Consider the following 17,662-nt stretch of genomic DNA (forward strand, 5'->3'; position numbering starts at 1 on the left):
TTAAGGTAGCCCTGGATGCCAGCCGTCAAAGTTAAAGAGAACGAACCCTTCGACGTAGCTCTGCGTCGTTTCAAGCGCTCCTGCGAAAAAGCCGGTGTACTGGCTGAAGTTCGTAGCCGCGAGTTTTACGAGAAGCCGACCGCCGAGCGTAAGCGCAAAGCAGCTGCTGCTGTTAAGCGTCACGCCAAGAAAGTTCAGCGCGAACAGCGCCGCGCCGTTCGTCTGTACTAATACAGGCGTTCTACGCAAAGCTTCTGCCCTGCCCGGCTAACCGCCGGGCGATGGCAGTGGTCGCTTCACACTTGAGCAGCTAGCTCAAGGCCCAGCACAAGCTTCTTGCGAACTGCACATGGGCAACCTGCCTGAAACGTCAGAGCTGGTCCTCCTTGTTGTATGACCAGACGTGCACGTCCGACTGACGAGCCCTACGGGGCTGGCGACGAGCACATTTTCCCTCGTACTTCTCCAAGCGGCACCCGCCCCATTCGGCGCGTGAGCGATTAGACTTGCCAGTTGCCAGATGACGAGACTGCCATGGCCGGGCTGATTCCCCAGAGTTTCATTGACGACCTGATCAACCGCCTCGACATCGTCGATGTGGTGAGTTCGCGCGTCCAGCTGAAAAAGACTGGCAAGAACTACTCTGCCTGCTGCCCGTTCCACAAGGAAAAGACCCCTTCCTTCACGGTCAGCCCCGACAAGCAGTTCTATTACTGCTTCGGCTGCGGTGCCGGTGGCAATGCCCTGGGCTTCGTCATGGACCACGACAACCTGGACTTTCCCCAGGCAGTCGAGGAGCTGGCCCGCGCCGCTGGCATGGAAGTACCCCGCGAGCAAGGCCGCCGCGACCACAAACCGCGCCAGCCCACCGATTCGCCGCTGTACCCGCTACTGGATGCGGCCTCGGAGTTCTACCGTCAGGCCCTGCGCAGCCACCCGACCCGCAAGGCGGCGGTGGACTACCTCAAGGGCCGCGGCCTGTCCGGGGAGATCGCCCGCGACTTCGGCCTGGGTTTCGCCCCGCCTGGCTGGGACAACCTGCTCAAGCACCTGGGTGCCGATAGCCTGCAGCAGAAGGTGATGATCGACGCCGGCCTGCTGATCGAAAACGCCGAAACCGGCAAGCGCTACGACCGCTTCCGCGACCGGGTGATGTTCCCGATCCGTGACAGCCGCGGGCGCATCATCGCCTTCGGTGGCCGGGTGCTCGGCGATGACAAGCCGAAGTACCTGAACTCTCCGGAAACCCCGGTGTTCCACAAGGGCCAGGAACTGTACGGCCTGTACGAGGCACGCAAGCACAACCGCAACCTCGACGAAATCATCGTCGTCGAGGGCTACATGGACGTCATCGCCCTGGCCCAGCAGGGCCTGCGCAATGCCGTGGCCACCCTCGGTACAGCCACCAGCGAAGAGCACCTCAAGCGCCTGTTCCGCGTGGTGCCCAGCGTGCTGTTCTGCTTCGACGGCGACCAGGCCGGGCGCAAGGCCGCCTGGCGCGCCCTGGAGTCGACCCTGCCGAACCTGCAGGATGGCCGCCGTGCGCGCTTCCTGTTCCTCCCCGAAGGCGAGGACCCGGACAGCCTGGTGCGCGCCGAAGGCACCGATGCCTTCATGGCCCGCATCAACCAGCACGCCCAGCCGCTGGCCGACTACTTCTTCGAGCAACTTGGCGTCGAAGCCGACCCGCGCTCGCTGGAAGGCAAGGCGCACATGGCGACCCTGGCGGCGCCGCTGATCGAAAAGATCCCTGGCGCCAACCTGCGCCAGCTGATGCGCAACCGCCTGCGCGAGATCACCGGCCTCGACCCGCAGCAGGTCGAGCAGCTGGCGCAACATGCTCCGGCCGCCGGCAACGTGCCGGACTACGACCCTGGCTACGATTACGATGCCATGGCCAGCTACACCCCCGACTACGGCGACATGCCGCAGCACGACTACGCCGCCGCCCATCAGGAACAGGCCTGGAAACCGAACAAGGGCAGCGGCAAGAAGCAATGGGGCGACAAGCCCTGGGACAAGAACCGCAAGGGCGGCAAACCCTGGCAACAACGTGACGAAGCACCACCGCGCGTACCGGCCCCGGTCGAACCGCCAACCCTGGCCGCCCTGCGTACCCTGCTGCACCATCCGTTGCTGGCCGGCAAGGTTGAAGACGCCAGCCACTTCGCCGACGAAGAACACCTGTACAGCCAACTGCTGGTGGCCCTGATCGAAGCCGCGCAGAAAAATCCTGGGCTAAGCTCAATGCAGTTGATCGCACGTTGGCACGGCACCGAACAGGGCCGTCTGCTACGGGCGCTGGCGGAAAAGGAATGGCTGATCGTGGCCGACAACCTTGAACAACAGTTTTTCGACACTATAACTAGCTTGTCCGCCCGCCAACGCGAGCGCAGCCTGGAACAACTGCTCAGGAAATCACGTCAAAGCGAATTGACCAGCGAGGAAAAATCCCAGCTCCTCGCCCTGCTGAGCCGGAATGTTCCCGCACAAACGCCGACCTCATCTGGCGCGTGAGGCCCATGCTCGGGTATAATCCTCGGCTTGTTTTTTGCCCGCCAAGACCTTCAGTGGATAGGGTGTTATGTCCGGAAAAGCGCAACAGCAGTCTCGTATCAAAGAGTTGATCACCCGCGGCCGTGAGCAGGGCTACCTGACTTACGCGGAGGTCAACGACCACCTGCCTGAGGATATTTCAGATCCGGAACAGGTGGAAGACATCATCCGCATGATCAACGACATGGGGATCAACGTATTCGAGAGTGCTCCGGATGCGGATGCCCTTCTGTTGGCGGAAGCCGACACCGACGAAGCTGCGGCCGAAGAAGCCGCTGCTGCGTTGGCGGCAGTTGAAACCGATATCGGCCGCACGACCGACCCGGTGCGCATGTACATGCGCGAAATGGGTACCGTCGAGCTGCTGACCCGCGAAGGCGAGATCGAAATCGCCAAGCGTATCGAGGAAGGCATCCGTGAAGTCATGGGCGCCATCGCCCACTTCCCGGGCACTGTCGATTACATTCTCGGCGAATATGATCGCGTTACCAGCGAAGGCGGTCGCCTGTCCGACGTGCTCAGCGGTTACATCGACCCTGACGACAACATCGCCGCACCGACCGAAGAAGTGCCGATCCCGGGCGCCAAGGCCGCAGCTGCGAAGGAAGAGTCCGACGACGACGAGGAAGAGGCCGAAAGCGGTGACGACGAGGAAGAGGCCGAGAGCGGCCCGGACCCGGAAGTTGCCCGCCAGCGTTTCGGTGCCGTCTCCGACCAGCTGCAGGCCACCAACAAGGTCCTGAAGAAAAACGGTCGCGCGCACAAGGACAGCATCGAGGCCCTGCAGGCCCTGGCCGACCTGTTCATGCCGATCAAGCTGGTACCCAAGCAGTTCGAGGTACTGGTAGAGCGTGTTCGTGACGCGCTGAACCGCCTGCGCCAGCAAGAGCGTGCCATCATGCAGCTGTGCGTGCGTGATGCGCGCATGCCACGCGCCGACTTCCTGCGCATGTTCCCGGGCAACGAAACCGACCAGACCTGGAGCGGTGACCTGGCCAAGCGCAACACCAAGTGGGCTGCCGCCCTGGGTGAAAAGGACGCTGCCATTGTCGCTTGCCAGCAGAAGCTGATCGACCTTGAGAACGAAAGCGGCCTGACCGTTGCCGAGATCAAGGAAATCAACCGTCGCATGTCGATCGGCGAAGCCAAGGCCCGCCGCGCCAAGAAAGAAATGGTCGAGGCGAACCTGCGTCTGGTGATCTCCATCGCCAAGAAGTACACCAACCGTGGCCTGCAGTTCCTCGACCTGATCCAGGAAGGCAACATCGGCTTGATGAAAGCGGTGGACAAGTTCGAATACCGTCGCGGCTACAAGTTCTCGACCTATGCCACCTGGTGGATCCGTCAGGCGATTACCCGTTCGATCGCCGACCAGGCACGCACCATCCGTATCCCGGTGCACATGATCGAGACGATCAACAAGCTCAACCGCATTTCCCGCCAGATGCTGCAGGAAATGGGTCGCGAACCGACCCCGGAAGAGCTTGGCGAGCGCATGGAAATGCCTGAGGACAAGATCCGCAAGGTATTGAAGATCGCCAAAGAGCCGATCTCCATGGAAACCCCGATCGGTGATGACGAAGATTCGCACCTGGGCGACTTCATCGAGGACTCGACCATGCAGTCCCCGATCGACGTAGCCACGGTCGAAAGCCTCAAGGAAGCCACCCGCGACGTGCTCTCGGGCCTCACCGCGCGTGAAGCCAAGGTGCTGCGCATGCGCTTCGGTATCGACATGAACACCGACCACACCCTTGAAGAGGTGGGCAAGCAGTTCGACGTGACCCGTGAGCGGATCCGTCAGATCGAAGCGAAGGCGTTGCGCAAACTGCGCCACCCCACTCGCAGCGAGCACCTGCGCTCCTTCCTCGACGAGTGATGACAAACCCCGGCCCAGGCCGGGGTTTTTCTTTCCGCTTCCGGAAACGCCCACATGGATCGTGCAGCCTCCAAGAAAGACTGCACCTTCCACCCCACACCGGCAGCAATGCCCGTCTACACTCGATTCAGTCCCCCTGAATGCGAGGCCGTTATGTCCCTGTTGCCGGCCATCCTGTTGATGTTCCTGGTTTTGTGGAACACAACGGCCGGCGCCCTGACCCTGACAGATGAGGAAAAAGCCTGGCTGGTTGCCCACCCGCAGCTGAGCCTGGGTGTAGACGCCTCTTGGCCACCGTTCGAGTTTCGCGACCAGGAGGGCCGGTACCAGGGATTGGCCGCCGATTACATCGCTACCATCCAACAACGCCTGGAAGTGGCGCTCAAACCGGTCGAACCCCACAGTTGGACCGAAGTACTGACGCTGGCGCGGGAAAACCGCATCGACCTGCTGCCCGGCATCATGTCCACCCCCGAGCGCCAGGCCTACCTGGCCTTCACCCGCCCGTACCTCGACTTCCCCATCGTCATCCTCGCCCATAAGGGCGGAGCACAGCCGCGCAACCTCGACGAACTGTACGGCCTGAAGGTGGCCGTGGTGGAAAACTACGCCCCTCACGAATTGCTGCGCACGCATCACCCAGACCTCAACCTGGTGGCCTTGCCCAATGTCAGCTCCACGCTGCAAGCCCTGGCCACCGATGAGGTGGACGCCGTGGTCGGTGACCTCGCATCGAGTATCTGGAGCCTGCGCCAGCTCAAGCTGGACGGCCTCTATGTCAGTGGCGAGACGCCCTACCGCTACCAGCTGGCGATGGCCGCCCCACGCGACAAGAAGGTGCTGGTTGGCATTCTGGACAAAGTGATGGCCGACATGAGCAGCGGCGAAGTCAACCAGATCCAGCAACGCTGGGTGGGCAATGTGGTCGACCAACGGATGTTCTGGTCCGACCTGCTGGTGTATGGCCTGCCAACGGTACTGGTATTGATGGCGGTGCTGGCAGTGGTCATTCGCATCAATCGTCGCCTCAGCTCGGAGATTTCCCGGCGCATCGCCCTCGAACAGGAGCTGCGCAGCAGCGAATATCGCTACCGCAGCCTGGTCGAGGGCCTTTCCGCCATAGCCTGGGAGGCCGACGCCAACGACTTCATCTACAGCTACGTTTCACCTCACGCCGAAGACCTGCTGGGTTATCCGCTGAGCGACTGGTTAAAACCCGGCTTCTGGGCCAGTATCCTGCACCCGGATGATGCCCTCTGGGCCCAGGCCTACTGCGACAGCGAAACGGCGGCCGGACGTGACCACAGCCTGGACTGTCGGGTGATCCGGGCCGATGGCCAGCCACTGTGGGTACGCAACATCGTCAGCATGATCGAGCATGGCCACAAGCCGGTGATGCGTGGGCTGATGATCGACATCAGCGAAACCAAGCGCACCGAGAATGCCCTGCGCCTGTCGGAACAGAAGTTCGCCTCGGTGTTCCAGCAGTGCCCCGACATATTGCTGATTGCCCGCCACAGCGACGGCTGCCTGCTGGAGGTGAACGAAGCCTTCGAAGAGCAGATCGGCCTCACCCCGGACCAGGTCATCGGTCGCACTGCCACCGACCTCAAGCTGTGGGGCATCGAAGGCAGCGGCCCGCGCCTGCTCGAACGCTTGCACCAGGGTGGCATCCGCAACCTGGAGATGAGTTTCCGGCGCAGTAACGGCCAACTGTTCACCGGCCTGACCTCGGCCGAAACCTTCGAGCTCGACGGTACCCCCGCGCTGGTGGTTGCGGTACGCGACATCAGCCAGCTCAAGGAAACCCAGGAGCAGCTGCAAACCTCGGAAGAAAAATTCGCCAAGGCCTTCCACGCCTCCCCCGACGGCCTGCTATTGTCGCGCCAGGCCGACGGCCTGCTGCTTGAAGTGAACGAGGGCTTCTGCCGCCTGACCGGTTACGACCTTCACCCGACCCTCGACCAGACCTCGCTGGATCTGGGCATCTGGGTAGACCTCAACGAACGCAAGCGCCTGGTCGACCAGCTCAACCGCGACGGTTTCGTGCGCGACTTCACCTGCCACATTCGCCGTAGCGACGGGCAGATCCGCCTCTGTGAACTGTCCGCGCGGCCCCTGCCGATTGCCGGCGTCGACTGCATGCTGACCATCGCCCGCGACATCACCGAGCGCCACCTGATGCAGGAAAAACTGCAACTGGCCGCCACCGTGTTCGAGAACACCGCCGAAGGCGTACTGATCACCGACATCGACCAGCGCATCAGTGCCGTCAACCGCGCCTTCAGCGAAATCACCGGCTACAGCGAGATCGAAGCGCTCGGCCAGACCCCGCGGCTGCTCGCTTCCGGCCAGCACGACAGCGCCTTCTATGCCGCCATGTGGCACCAGCTGACTGCCGAAGGCCACTGGCAAGGCGAGATCTACAACAAACGCAAGAACGGCGAACTGTACCCTGGCTGGCTGACCATCAGCGCCGTGCGCAACAGCGAGCGCGAAATCACCCACTTCGTCGCCGTGTTCGCCGACATCTCCAGCCTCAAGCACGCCCAGGCCAAGCTCGACTACCAGGCTCACCACGACCCGCTCACCGGCCTGCCAAACCGCGCCCTGTTCGAAAGTCGCCTGCAGGCCGTGCTCACCAGTGAACAGCAATCCAACCGCCAGGGCGCGGTGCTGTTCCTCGACCTCGATCGCTTCAAGCACATCAATGACAGCCTTGGCCATCCGGTTGGCGACCTGCTGCTCAAAGGCATCGCCCAACGCCTGAAGGAGCAGGTACGTGACGTCGACACCGTGGCCCGCCTGGGCGGTGACGAATTCATCATCCTGCTGCCCGGCCTGCACAAACCCAGCGACGCCAGCACCATCGCCAACAAGCTGCTGGCCTGCTTCAATGCGCCGTTCCAGGCCGGCGAGCACGAATTCTTTACCAGTGCCAGCATCGGCATCAGCCTTTATCCACAGGACGGCATCGACGTTTCCACCCTGATCCGCAACGCCGACGCGGCCATGTACCGCTCCAAGGCCAAGGGCCGCAACCGCGTCGAAGCCTATACCGTCGACCTTACCGCCCAGGCCAGCGAACGCATCGCCCTGGAGCATGAGCTGCGCCGCGCCATCGAACGCAACGAAATGAGCCTTTGCTTCCAGCCCAAGCTCAGCCTCAAGACCCAGAGCCTGGTAGGTGCCGAAGCACTGATCCGCTGGAGCCACCCGACCTTCGGCGAGGTACCGCCGGAGCACTTCATCCACCTGGCGGAAGAGAACGGCACCATTCTGCAGCTTGGCGACTGGGTGCTGGAGCAGGCCTGCCGCCAGATGCAGGCCTGGAAGCAGCACTACGAGCCTTTCGGCCCGCTGTCGATCAACCTGGCCGGCGCGCAACTGCGCCACCCGCACCTGGCCCGGCGTATCGAACAGCTGCTCAGGCACTACCAGTTGAGGGCCGGCGACCTGCAGCTGGAAATCACCGAGAACTTCATCATGAGCCAGGCAGAAGAAGCCCTGGCCGTGCTGTACCAGTTGAAGAAACTTGGCGTGCAGCTGGCCATTGACGACTTCGGCACCGGGTACTCCTCGCTGAGCTATCTCAAGCGCCTGCCGCTGGACATCCTGAAGATCGACAAGTCGTTTATTCGCGGCCTGCCCGACGACCCACACGACGCCGCCATTGCCCGCGCGATCATCGCCCTGGGCCGCAGCATGCAGCTGACCATCATCGCCGAAGGCGTGGAAAACCAGGCCCAGCAGCGTTTTCTGGCTGCCGAAGGGTGCGAGCAGATCCAGGGCTACATCGTCAGCCTGCCGCTGCCACCGGAGGAATTTGCGGCCGGTTTCCTTCGCATAGCACTATCGGATCTTTCAGATGGCACAGGTGCGAAACCCTCGTTATAATCCGGCCACTTACTGAGGGCCTATAGCTCAGTCGGTTAGAGCAGAGGACTCATAATCCTTTGGTCCACGGTTCGAGTCCGTGTGGGCCCACCACCTTCAAAGCCACGCAGGGCGTGGCTTTCATTATTGCTTCTCTCTCCCCGAATCGCTCAGCTACGACTGAAAACGTCCACAAAGCGTCCACGCTTCTAGTCGTCCCCACCTTCAGCAGCCTCGGCGTTCTTGATATCCTCCCTCAGCTGCAAGATGTCGCCAATCACCAAGTATGTATAAATCACGTAGCGGTCTGCTTCATCCTGCGATGCGATAACATGATGAGAACCCTTTTGAGCAGCTTGGAAAATTGCATCCAGTCGCTCACCCAAGTAGCTCATGTGGGAGCCGACAATTTCGTTAAAACGAGCGGAGTGAGAGTTCTGCTCAACGTAAGCGACTAAACGATTGATATAGTTATCCGGCCCGAGCTTTATCGTTTTTTGGTTTTTCCCCTCGCCTATAACCTTATCCGCCGTCGGAGGATAAAGAGCGTCAGCTGTATCTTGAAGAATTCGCCTGCAACTATGAACTGCATTCGCCCAGTCCTCATCATTTTCAGACAGCAAGTTGTCATATACCGCAGCGAATTTCTTCATTGCGGTTGGGACGATCTCACCTACTTTGCTATCAACTCTGATCCGCGTGCGCTGAAAAACGTCCTCCGGCACAGCGGAGAATTTGAGCTCATAAAACACACCGCTAACATAATTATGAACATATGCTCGACGCTCAGCTAAAAGCTTCGACTTAATTGTAATAACATCAATATATCCCTTCCTTTCTTTAGCGTTACCCGTCGGATTGAAAACATACTGATTGGGGTTTGCTGACGAAATTGAAAGGTCCGGATCAGCAGCCGCTTTCACACCTTCACGAGCGGCTTCAATTTCCAAAGCTATTTGGTCAAGCGATTCGGTCCGAGCGAACTCTTTGATCTCATCTTCAATTTTCTTCTGATATACGCGCCCAGCAATCTTCGCTAGTGACCAAACTTCAGACGGTATACCATTGGGACTGCTTGGATACCCGCTAGCCTCATACAGCATTATCTGCTGCTTTTCAAAATCACCCAGAAGCCTAGCCAGTCGGCTGGCTTTCAGCGCGATACTGGTTAGCGAGACGCGCCCCAATTCTATATCGGTCAGGATCTCTTCACTTAACGGAAGAGCTACCCCGAGTGCATTATTACTCATGAAATCACCTGCCTACCCTATCAGCCATCGGATTTAGATTTACCAACTCAGCCAAATTGAATCGCCCCTGGCTTCCTAGACACTCTCCAAGCTCAGAAAATAGCGTTTCTCATATTCTACTGGAGACAGCTGCATAGCGCTGCTGTGTCGACGTTTTGGGTTATAGAACATCTCGATGTAATCGAAAATATCACTTCTGGCTTCGTCACGCGTTGCGTAGATCCTTCGTCGGATTCGCTCCCGCTTCAAAAGCTGGAAAAAGCTCTCGGCTACGGCATTGTCATGGCAGTTTCCCCGCCGGCTCATGCTGCTGATTACATTGTTGGCCTTCAAAAAGCTTTGCCAATCTGAGCTGCTGAACTGACTGCCTTGATCTGTGTGAATCATTACTTGCTGCTGTGGCTTGCGTCGCCACACGGCCATCAACATCGCGTCGATAGCCAGGTCGCTGCACATCCTTGGCTTCATTGACCAACCAATTACCTGGCGTGAGAAGAGATCCAGCACTACCGCCAGATAAAGCCATCCTTCATAAGTAATATCTGTCACCCAGACCTTGTTCGGCTCGCTGACCTTGAGCTGCCGGGCAAGGTGGTTGGGCGAGGCCGCGGTTGGTTTTCCGCTATAAAACCCAGGTCGACGGCGATAGCCTGTTTGCGAACGCAACCCCTCTGCCTGCATCAAACGACCGACTCGATTTCGCCCGCATGTCTCTCCCAGCTCACGTAGGTCATCATGAATTCTGCGGTAGCCGTACACGCCTCCGCTTTCGAGCCAAGCATGTTTGATCAAGCCAAGCAGACGATGATCTTCTTTTGCTCGGGCAGATTGAGGCTCGGCCAACCAGGCGTAATAGCCGCTGGGATGCACCTTTAGGGTTTGGCAAAGGCGCCGCACCGGGTAATCCGTCGAGTGCTTCTTGATGAAGGCGTACTTCAGCCGCACTCCTTGGCAAAGTACGCGGCGGCCTTCTTTAAGATGTCTCGCTCTTCCGTCACGTGCTTGAGTTCAGCGCGCAGCTTGCGCAGTTCGGCTTGCTGGTCATCGTCTTGCTGACGCTGCTCTTGGGGTTTGCTGTAGAGCTTGATCCAGGCGTAGAGGCTGTGAGCGGACATGCCCAAGCGCTGGGCAACATCGGCGACAGGCTTGCCTTTCTCGGTCACTTGCTTGACCGCTTCGATCTTGAATTCTTCAGGGTAACGCTGACGACTCATGGCACCTCCTATTTGGGCTTCATTATGAGGCTAGGAGGTGTCTAGGAAACCAGGGGCGATTCAAAATGACTACTGCAGGATAGGCTAATCACCGGTACTGTGTCATACATCCTGCATACCACTTATGCCCACCAGGGCTTAGATAAGGTTCGCGTTATGGGTAGTGAAACAAATCACCCATTCTTAGTGTCAGGTTAGGACCTGTTCTTAAAGAACGATGGGAAACCTATTGCGAGGGGTTAGGCCGTGCTCCCAGCTCTGCCATCAAAGATGGCTATCGAACAACAGTTGAAAACCGCCGAAGCCCTCCCCACTCATAAGATCTACCGCCAAACGGAGAACGCCAAGGAGCCGAAGGAGCGTTTCGAAATTCTTCTGACCATCTCCGAAAAAGCTGCTGTCAAAGAAAGGGCTCAAGTTGAGCGCTGTTCTATGCGGCGCTGGATTGTAGATGCCGTCCGCATAGGACTAACCCATGAACCCCAGTTCGGTATGTCTGAAGTCGACGCCTTGGGCGAATCCAACTATCAGTTACTCGCCCTGGGACGGAATCTCAACCAGATCGCCAGGAGCTTGAATGAAGGTCATTACGAGCCGATCACCGTTGCGCGAATCGAGGCGCTTAGCCGTCTTATCAACAAGTATACGGACATCGTAAGTGACGCGATCCGAGCCAGTCTTGAGCGCTGGAGCCTCGAATGATGCCGGGGTTTGCGAGACTGAAGGTCCGAGAGTGATCCACGCTTGGAGACCTTCATGATCGAGGGCGAAGAATACGATCTAGCCAGACCATTGATGAAGCCATTTCAGTCATCGTGTTCGGCTCTATGCCTAGGAAAGCCCCCGTTGCACCCGGAATCCGCATAAATTACGCAATACTATCGTGCCATCACATGAAGATTCGGTAAGATTCGGTTAGCTCACGACTACCGAAGATCAGAAAATGGAATTCAACCCCTTCGACGCCCGAGTGCAGGGCACGCCGACCAGGGTCACTCGGGTGGCGATGCTCATCTGGTTGATCAAAACGCCTCTACTCAAGGGCTGCATGCACGAGCTTCTAAGGGGCTACTTCGCCCTCAGAGCTAGAAAGCTAGACGCCCGTCATCCTGCACACGGCCGCGACAGGCTACAACATTCGACCATCCTCGAAGCTTTCTTACATCCCACCATCTTCGTTGTAAAAACAAAGGTAACAGATCGGGCATTTTCGGTGGCTGATGCCGGGTGCAGCGAACGCGTAACAACCGTGAACCTAAACTGCCGGGAAGCCGGGCTGGCTAACACCTCGATTGGTAAGCGCCGCCAAAAATTTTTGGCTATGCAAATAATACATGCATTCTGAAAAACTAATAATTCGGTAAAAACAATGATTGAATTTATCTCTCAGAATAACAAGCAAAACCTAATTTTGTTCGTACATGGTTTCTGCGGCGGAGAAGCAACCTGGAGAAATGGAACGGCCAAGTCTTTCCCAGAGCTGCTCCTTGACGACCCTGAAATTTCAGAAAAATACGACATTGCTCAATTTTCTTACTTTACCAAGCTACTGAATCTATTTGCAAAAGCGGGAAAAGTCTCCACAATTCTCAAAAGAGTTTTCTCCACTTCTCATGGAAAACTTGCCAAGAATATAAGTATTGAAGAAATAGGAAATCTGCTGAGAACCGAGATCCGTTTCAGACTACAGTCCTACCAAAATATAATTATTGTTGCTCATAGCATGGGCGGGCTAGTTACGAAGAGCGCGATAATTAGTGACCTGTTAGATAAAAACCCTTCGAAAATAAAGCTATTCATTTCATTAGCTGTGCCACATCACGGAGCGGAAGCAGCGACATACGGAAAGCTAATAAGCGAGAACCTTCAGATTGAAGGGTTGGCCCCGCTTAACGACTTCATACACAAGATCAGTGACGAGTGGCTGAAAACAAGTCTCAGACCTACCACAAAATATTTTTATGGCGCTTATGACACAGTAGTGAAAAAAACCAGCGCAGCTCCATCGGACAAAGAAAAGTCAGATATCATCCCTGTTAACGAAGATCACACAAGTATAACTAAGCCTGAGGGCCCAGGCAGCACAATCTTTATCGCAGTTCGACAAACAATTTTAGATTTTGAAAAAAGCGACCCTGGAATGTCCAATCTAGAATTTCAAGAGCTTCTAGACGAAACCAATTTTGATGACGAACTGTTTGTACTAAAGCTTATCAGCGCAGATATACATAAAACTTCCATAAGAGAGGCCAAAGAAGTCTTTCTAAATGCCGAATATATTAGAAAAATATTTAACAGCCCATCCGATCAAAAACGCCTCGCCGATCTTTACAAAAAAATCAGAAAAATATACCAAACTAGCTACTCTAAATATCTTCATGACGGCATTCCCAATTCAGGCCTTTTGTTAACAGACGTCCACGAAGTAATTCTAAAAGAAGACAAGGGCTTTTTAGAAACCTTCATCCCTTTCATAAATGCCATCCATAAGCAAGGAATGCTCCATCAACTTTCAAACTCTGAAGACGAGAATATTTGGTGGACCAAAGACATCCCTGCTTCGTCCTTGAAAAAACTTATAAGCGAGGACAAAAATGAGTAAGCTACCTTACATACAACCAGAGAGAGAGCTTCACTATAATCTTGGCGTGCTATTGCTAGTAATAAGCGGGCTCGCCGTAACAAAAAAACGTAAAAAGGTATTGAATCTAGATAGAATTCAATCTTTCTACTTTCTTACCACTCGCCCTTCCTTACTCAATAGCGTCCTGAAGCTTGCTAACAAAAATAAAATCCTTATAGAAGAAAGGGATTATTACACAGTCGGGACTTTGTCTCCAAACGTCGAAGAGCTATTCGACCGAGAAAGGATTCTGACTATGCTAAAAATTCTAGCTTCAAAGGACTTCCTATCCGTAGAATATTCCAATAACGATGGTTTTTTATTCGACCTGACTGACATCGGCAAAAACAAAGCCAGCGAATTAACCGAGGGATATTTTCAAAGAATATCTTCCTTCATCAAATTATTATCAGAGCTTCAGTCACAGCCCTCTTCGAAACTCAATGGATATATAAATTCAGCCTTAAGGCAGGAAGCATAATGAATACATCTGAAGGTCTTCTTCTCAAGAATCTAATTCTGCATGGACATCGAAAAGAATATCGAGTCCCTTTCCATCCCGGCATCAACATAATCTATGGCGATGCCGACACCGGAAAATCAAGCATTCTGCGTCTTGTTTATTATTTACTCGGCGGCAAAGAAATCAAGCTGGACAAAGAAATCACCTCCTCGGTAAAACACGCAACTCTTGAACTTCACATCAATGGAAGACCGTACTGCATAAGTCGAGACTTATTCAATCCGTCAAAAGACATTGACGTATACTTCTGCGAGCTTTCAAAAATATCTGATTCTTTCCCGGAAAAATTTAGGTCAAGCGTTACAAAGGGAGATGAGCAAAACAAGAGTCTTTCTGACTTTTTGCTAGAGGCTTTGGAGTTCCCTACTGTTCGGCTGAAGCAAGCACCGACAAAAGACTCGTCAGAAACAGCTCGATTGAGCTTTTTAGACTTATTTAAGTTCATGTATTTAGACCAAGATGATGTAGGCAGCTCTCATATGCTCAACATCGGCAACCCTGTTTTGGAAACTAAAAACAGGGAAGTCTTAAAATACATTTTTAATGTTCTAGATTCTAGCGCTTCGGAACTCGAGGTTGAAATCTCAAAAAAATCAACTGATAAGACACAGCTGATCAGTCAGTATACGGCAATTACTTCATTTTTGAAGCAAACGGAATTCAAAGATACTGAGTCACTTGATGAAGAAATTAGCAACATCGACCTTATTAAAGCAGAGCTAAAGGATCAAGTATCTGATTTAAACAAAAGAATGACGAGCAATAATGCACTGTACCAAGGGCTGAAGGACGTGCTAAACACAATAAGCCTCAAGATAGATCAGCAAGAAAATACAAAGAAGTCAAAGTTACGTAACATTGAACGATTCACTCGGCTCCTCAACGAGTATGAAAACGATATTGAGCGAATAAAGGCTGGGGTTTCAGCCAGGGAAATCATCGGACGTGACGTCCAAGAGCAAACTAATTGCCCAATTTGTGAAACAGTTATCGAAATCCAAGATCTATCTGAAAAATTTGACTTACCTGACGATAGCCGTTTAAAAAACGAACTTTCAGCTATCACCCGTAGAACTAGGGATCTGAAGCAGCTAATCGCAGAGAACAGAGCTGACCTGGAGATAGCCAACAGCCTTCTTTCAGCGCTTTACACAGAGAAAAACAAAGCTCGCGAGATGATCGACGACGAGCTAAAAACCTCGATATCGCCTTACTTAGCAGAGCGAGATGCGATCATTTCAGAACTTGCCCAGCTTGATGAACGCAGAGGAAAAGCGGTGCATTCTCTGCGTGTAAGAAACACTCAAACAGGAATTGCTGATCAGATAGCGCGCTTAGCAGGAAATATTGAGAATCTTAAAATAAAATTGGAAGAGCTTCGAAAGAATGCGCCTTCGCTCGACAACGTAATTAGAGACTTAGGCATTGACCTCAACAACTTCATAAAAGAAATTAAAATAAAAAACCACAACGGCGTAGGAATTCATTCAAAAACTTTTTTCCCTGTAGTGAGAGGCACTGAGTATCGGAAAATCAATTCTGGAGGTCTGCGCACGATCGTCTCAATTGGTTATCTGACGGCTATCCTTTCTCAAAAGCTACGGAAGGACACCAATCTTCCGGGACTGCTAATGATTGACACCGTAGGTAAGTTTTTGGGTAAGACTCCCGAAAATTCTGCCACAGATCAAACCGATGATCTAAACGAAGCAGATGGAGTTGCGGATCCTGAGAAGTACAAAAACCTATTCGAAGCACTTATTAAAACCGCCGAGCAATTCGACAATAAAAACAAACTTTGCCAGATAATTTTGGTTGACAACGACATACCTCATAACGTTGCCTACGAAATCCAAGGGTTGGAAATTGCACACTATAGGTCAAATGGAGTGAATGGTCTTCCGACCGGCCTTATTGATGACTGGGACTTAGCCGCCCCCCCAAAAGCATTCCCTTACACAAATAGATGATGGCCAGATATAAGTGTTACGTCAACGATGCTGGATTTGCCAGGCAGCCAAATTAAATGCGCATCCACTCTGACAGGAGTATTTAATCCTATGGACCTCAGCCACGCCAGCTATGACATGCAGTTCGCTCTGCATCAGGTATGTTCCTCTCCAGATCCGCTCTCAGCATTAAGGGCGTATGAAAGTAACCACCATTTGCTCAAGGACTGGAGGATAATTTATGCCGCGGCTGATGATCGAGGTCCATTTAAACTTAGACGCCAAGAGTTCGCTGACCGAGGCTTTATATCAACCTGTTTTCGCGGAAAATCACTTTGGATATTGGACACTGAAGCAATCAGCACTTTGTCGCCAGTAAGATTTCAAATGGGGTATGGTACGTTTGTTGATTCCAATGCAGCAAGCTTCATTAAGGCACTGGGATATCGCGACAAGCCGTCTTCGGAACTGATTAATCGCGGGCTATCTCTACGAAAAAACCTCAACCGAGAGGAGCTTTCTAACCTAAATCCATATTTGTATCTGTGGGAGGCGCAACGTTCCTGGAGTTCACAAACGATCGAGAACAGCCGCATGACTCTCGCAGCAATCCATGCACTGTCACTAGACCCTAACCCTCTAGACGAGTCTTGGGGCTTACGATTTAGAAAACTTCACAAAGAGCAAGCTGAATATCAGGCAGACCAATTAATTTCTGATTTTCAAAGCCAACTAGATAATGGGTTGAGCGAGGGCATTGAACAACAAGTAAGCCTTGTGGAATGCATGATTTTACGCACCAAAATTATTGAAGCAAGCTCTTCCAAATCATCAGAGTACAAGATGGAAGAGCTTATGCAGTTCATGCATGAAGATCTATCAATTTTTATGCTAAGAGAGTTGATTGTTTGCGCTGACATATTATGTCGAAGCGGCCGATCTGCGCTATCAAAAAAACTCAACTCTTTGCTTGATAAGAAAGACCCACTTGCAATAATAAAGAATTGCTCATGGGATCTTTATTTACCAAGAGCTTTAGATGCAATGGCCAACACGAATACTCTACCTGAAGCTGAATTTTACCTTGGCAATTTAATCACCTTTGATACCGATGTGGCTGACATCCTCAGACTTACAGAGCTACGCGCAATGGCAATGCACCGAAAGTCTTCGCTTACATTCCCTTTTTTTAACGAGGAATTTGTAGACTGGCTACTAGCTCGACTAGGTGAAAGACGCATGAACTCTATTTCAAATATTTTCCAAGCAGAAGCTTTCGAGTTACGAGCAAAGCAACGAAGCCATGAGAAAGTTAAGAACATAATTTTAGAGGATCGAGCTCGTTTACTTTCACTAAAAAAGTCGAAGCACTGAATTCACGGTCCATTTACTTGTAGCGCGCAATCTTAGGAATGCCCGGTACGCCGGTTGCTCAACCTAACCGTTTGGTAGCAGAGCTACACGTGGGCATTCAGACGCCCCGTACTCCAAGTATCGTTGGATATTTCTACTGAAAATCGGTACGGAAGCGGTACAATGCTCAGCTTGGGCGACCTTCTCAAGATTAAGCTCAACATCCGGCATTACGGGGCCTACAGCTATGCCAAGCTACGTTCACTTTACAGCGCTTTCTCCAGGCATATCAGCTCGCCCAGCAACTCATAATCCTTTGGTCCACGGTTCGAGTCCGTGTGGGCCCACCAGCTACGACGAAGCCGCGCGATTGCGCGGCTTTTGCGTTTCTAGCGCTGCGAAAACGCAATGTGACTTTGACGTTTCACAACACGCAATA

Annotated in this window: 12 protein-coding genes and 2 tRNA genes; 12 read left to right on the plus strand and 2 right to left on the minus strand. The window is 53.6% G+C overall.

The features are described from left to right. Positions 1–15: 15 nt before the first annotated feature. The 5 genes from rpsU (at position 16) to ACVWZT_RS06895 (ending at position 8,425) form a co-directional block, all read left to right on the plus strand. Positions 16–231 (plus strand): 30S ribosomal protein S21, encoded by a 216-nt coding sequence (rpsU, locus tag ACVWZT_RS06875; RefSeq protein WP_003255575.1) that lies wholly within the window; start codon positions 16–18, stop codon positions 229–231. A 303-nt stretch (positions 232–534) separates the two neighbouring features. Continuing rightward, a complete protein-coding gene (gene dnaG / locus ACVWZT_RS06880) occupies positions 535–2,517 on the plus strand; it encodes a DNA primase (RefSeq protein ID WP_457468709.1) in 1,983 nt (660 codons plus the stop codon). Positions 2,518–2,584: 67 nt separating this feature from the next. After that, positions 2,585–4,435, plus strand: a complete 1,851-nt coding sequence (gene rpoD / locus ACVWZT_RS06885; RefSeq protein WP_457468711.1) for an RNA polymerase sigma factor RpoD — start codon at positions 2,585–2,587, stop codon at positions 4,433–4,435. A gap of 153 nt (positions 4,436–4,588) precedes the next feature. Further along, positions 4,589–8,332, plus strand: coding sequence for an EAL domain-containing protein (locus tag ACVWZT_RS06890; RefSeq protein WP_457468712.1), 3,744 nt, complete (start codon positions 4,589–4,591; stop codon positions 8,330–8,332). Between the two features lie 16 nt (positions 8,333–8,348). Continuing rightward, positions 8,349–8,425: transfer RNA gene (locus ACVWZT_RS06895), tRNA-Ile, on the plus strand. A 95-nt stretch (positions 8,426–8,520) separates the two neighbouring features. Here ACVWZT_RS06895 and ACVWZT_RS06900 read toward each other — a convergent pair. Next, a complete protein-coding gene (locus ACVWZT_RS06900; RefSeq protein ID WP_296234663.1) occupies positions 8,521–9,561 on the minus strand; it encodes an AbiTii domain-containing protein in 1,041 nt (346 codons plus the stop codon). Positions 9,562–9,636: 75 nt separating this feature from the next. Further along, a protein-coding gene (locus ACVWZT_RS06905; RefSeq protein WP_457468714.1) for an IS3 family transposase occupies positions 9,637–10,775 on the minus strand; the annotation gives its coding sequence in 2 pieces (ribosomal slippage) (positions 9,637–10,532 and positions 10,532–10,775; 1,140 coding nt in all). Positions 10,776–11,045: 270 nt separating this feature from the next. Here ACVWZT_RS06905 and mobC point away from each other — a divergent pair. From mobC to ACVWZT_RS06940, 7 genes are all read left to right on the plus strand, one after another. Further along, complete coding sequence (gene mobC, locus ACVWZT_RS06910) at positions 11,046–11,477, plus strand: plasmid mobilization relaxosome protein MobC (protein WP_457468716.1); 432 nt, start codon at positions 11,046–11,048, stop codon at positions 11,475–11,477. Between the two features lie 241 nt (positions 11,478–11,718). Next, positions 11,719–12,120: a hypothetical protein gene (locus ACVWZT_RS06915; RefSeq protein ID WP_457468718.1), complete on the plus strand. Its 402-nt coding sequence runs from the start codon at positions 11,719–11,721 to the stop codon at positions 12,118–12,120. 24 nt (positions 12,121–12,144) lie between these two features. Further along, entirely contained in the window at positions 12,145–13,377 is a 1,233-nt protein-coding gene (locus ACVWZT_RS06920) for an ABC-three component system protein (RefSeq protein WP_457468719.1), read from the plus strand. Next, positions 13,370–13,879 (plus strand): ABC-three component system middle component 4, encoded by a 510-nt coding sequence (locus tag ACVWZT_RS06925; RefSeq protein ID WP_457468720.1) that lies wholly within the window; start codon positions 13,370–13,372, stop codon positions 13,877–13,879. The genes ACVWZT_RS06920 and ACVWZT_RS06925 overlap by 8 nt, the downstream gene beginning before the upstream one ends. After that, positions 13,879–15,891: a hypothetical protein gene (locus tag ACVWZT_RS06930; protein WP_457468722.1), complete on the plus strand. Its 2,013-nt coding sequence runs from the start codon at positions 13,879–13,881 to the stop codon at positions 15,889–15,891. The genes ACVWZT_RS06925 and ACVWZT_RS06930 overlap by 1 nt, the downstream gene beginning before the upstream one ends. 90 nt (positions 15,892–15,981) lie before the next feature. After that, the gene (locus ACVWZT_RS06935; RefSeq protein ID WP_296234673.1) at positions 15,982–17,244 is read left to right on the plus strand and encodes a hypothetical protein; all 1,263 of its coding nucleotides are present in this window, start codon (positions 15,982–15,984) and stop codon (positions 17,242–17,244) included. A 214-nt stretch (positions 17,245–17,458) separates the two neighbouring features. After that, positions 17,459–17,573, plus strand: a tRNA-OTHER gene (locus tag ACVWZT_RS06940). Positions 17,574–17,662 lie beyond the last annotated feature (89 nt).

The sequence above is a fragment of the Pseudomonas sp. TE21394 genome (genome assembly GCF_054057835.1).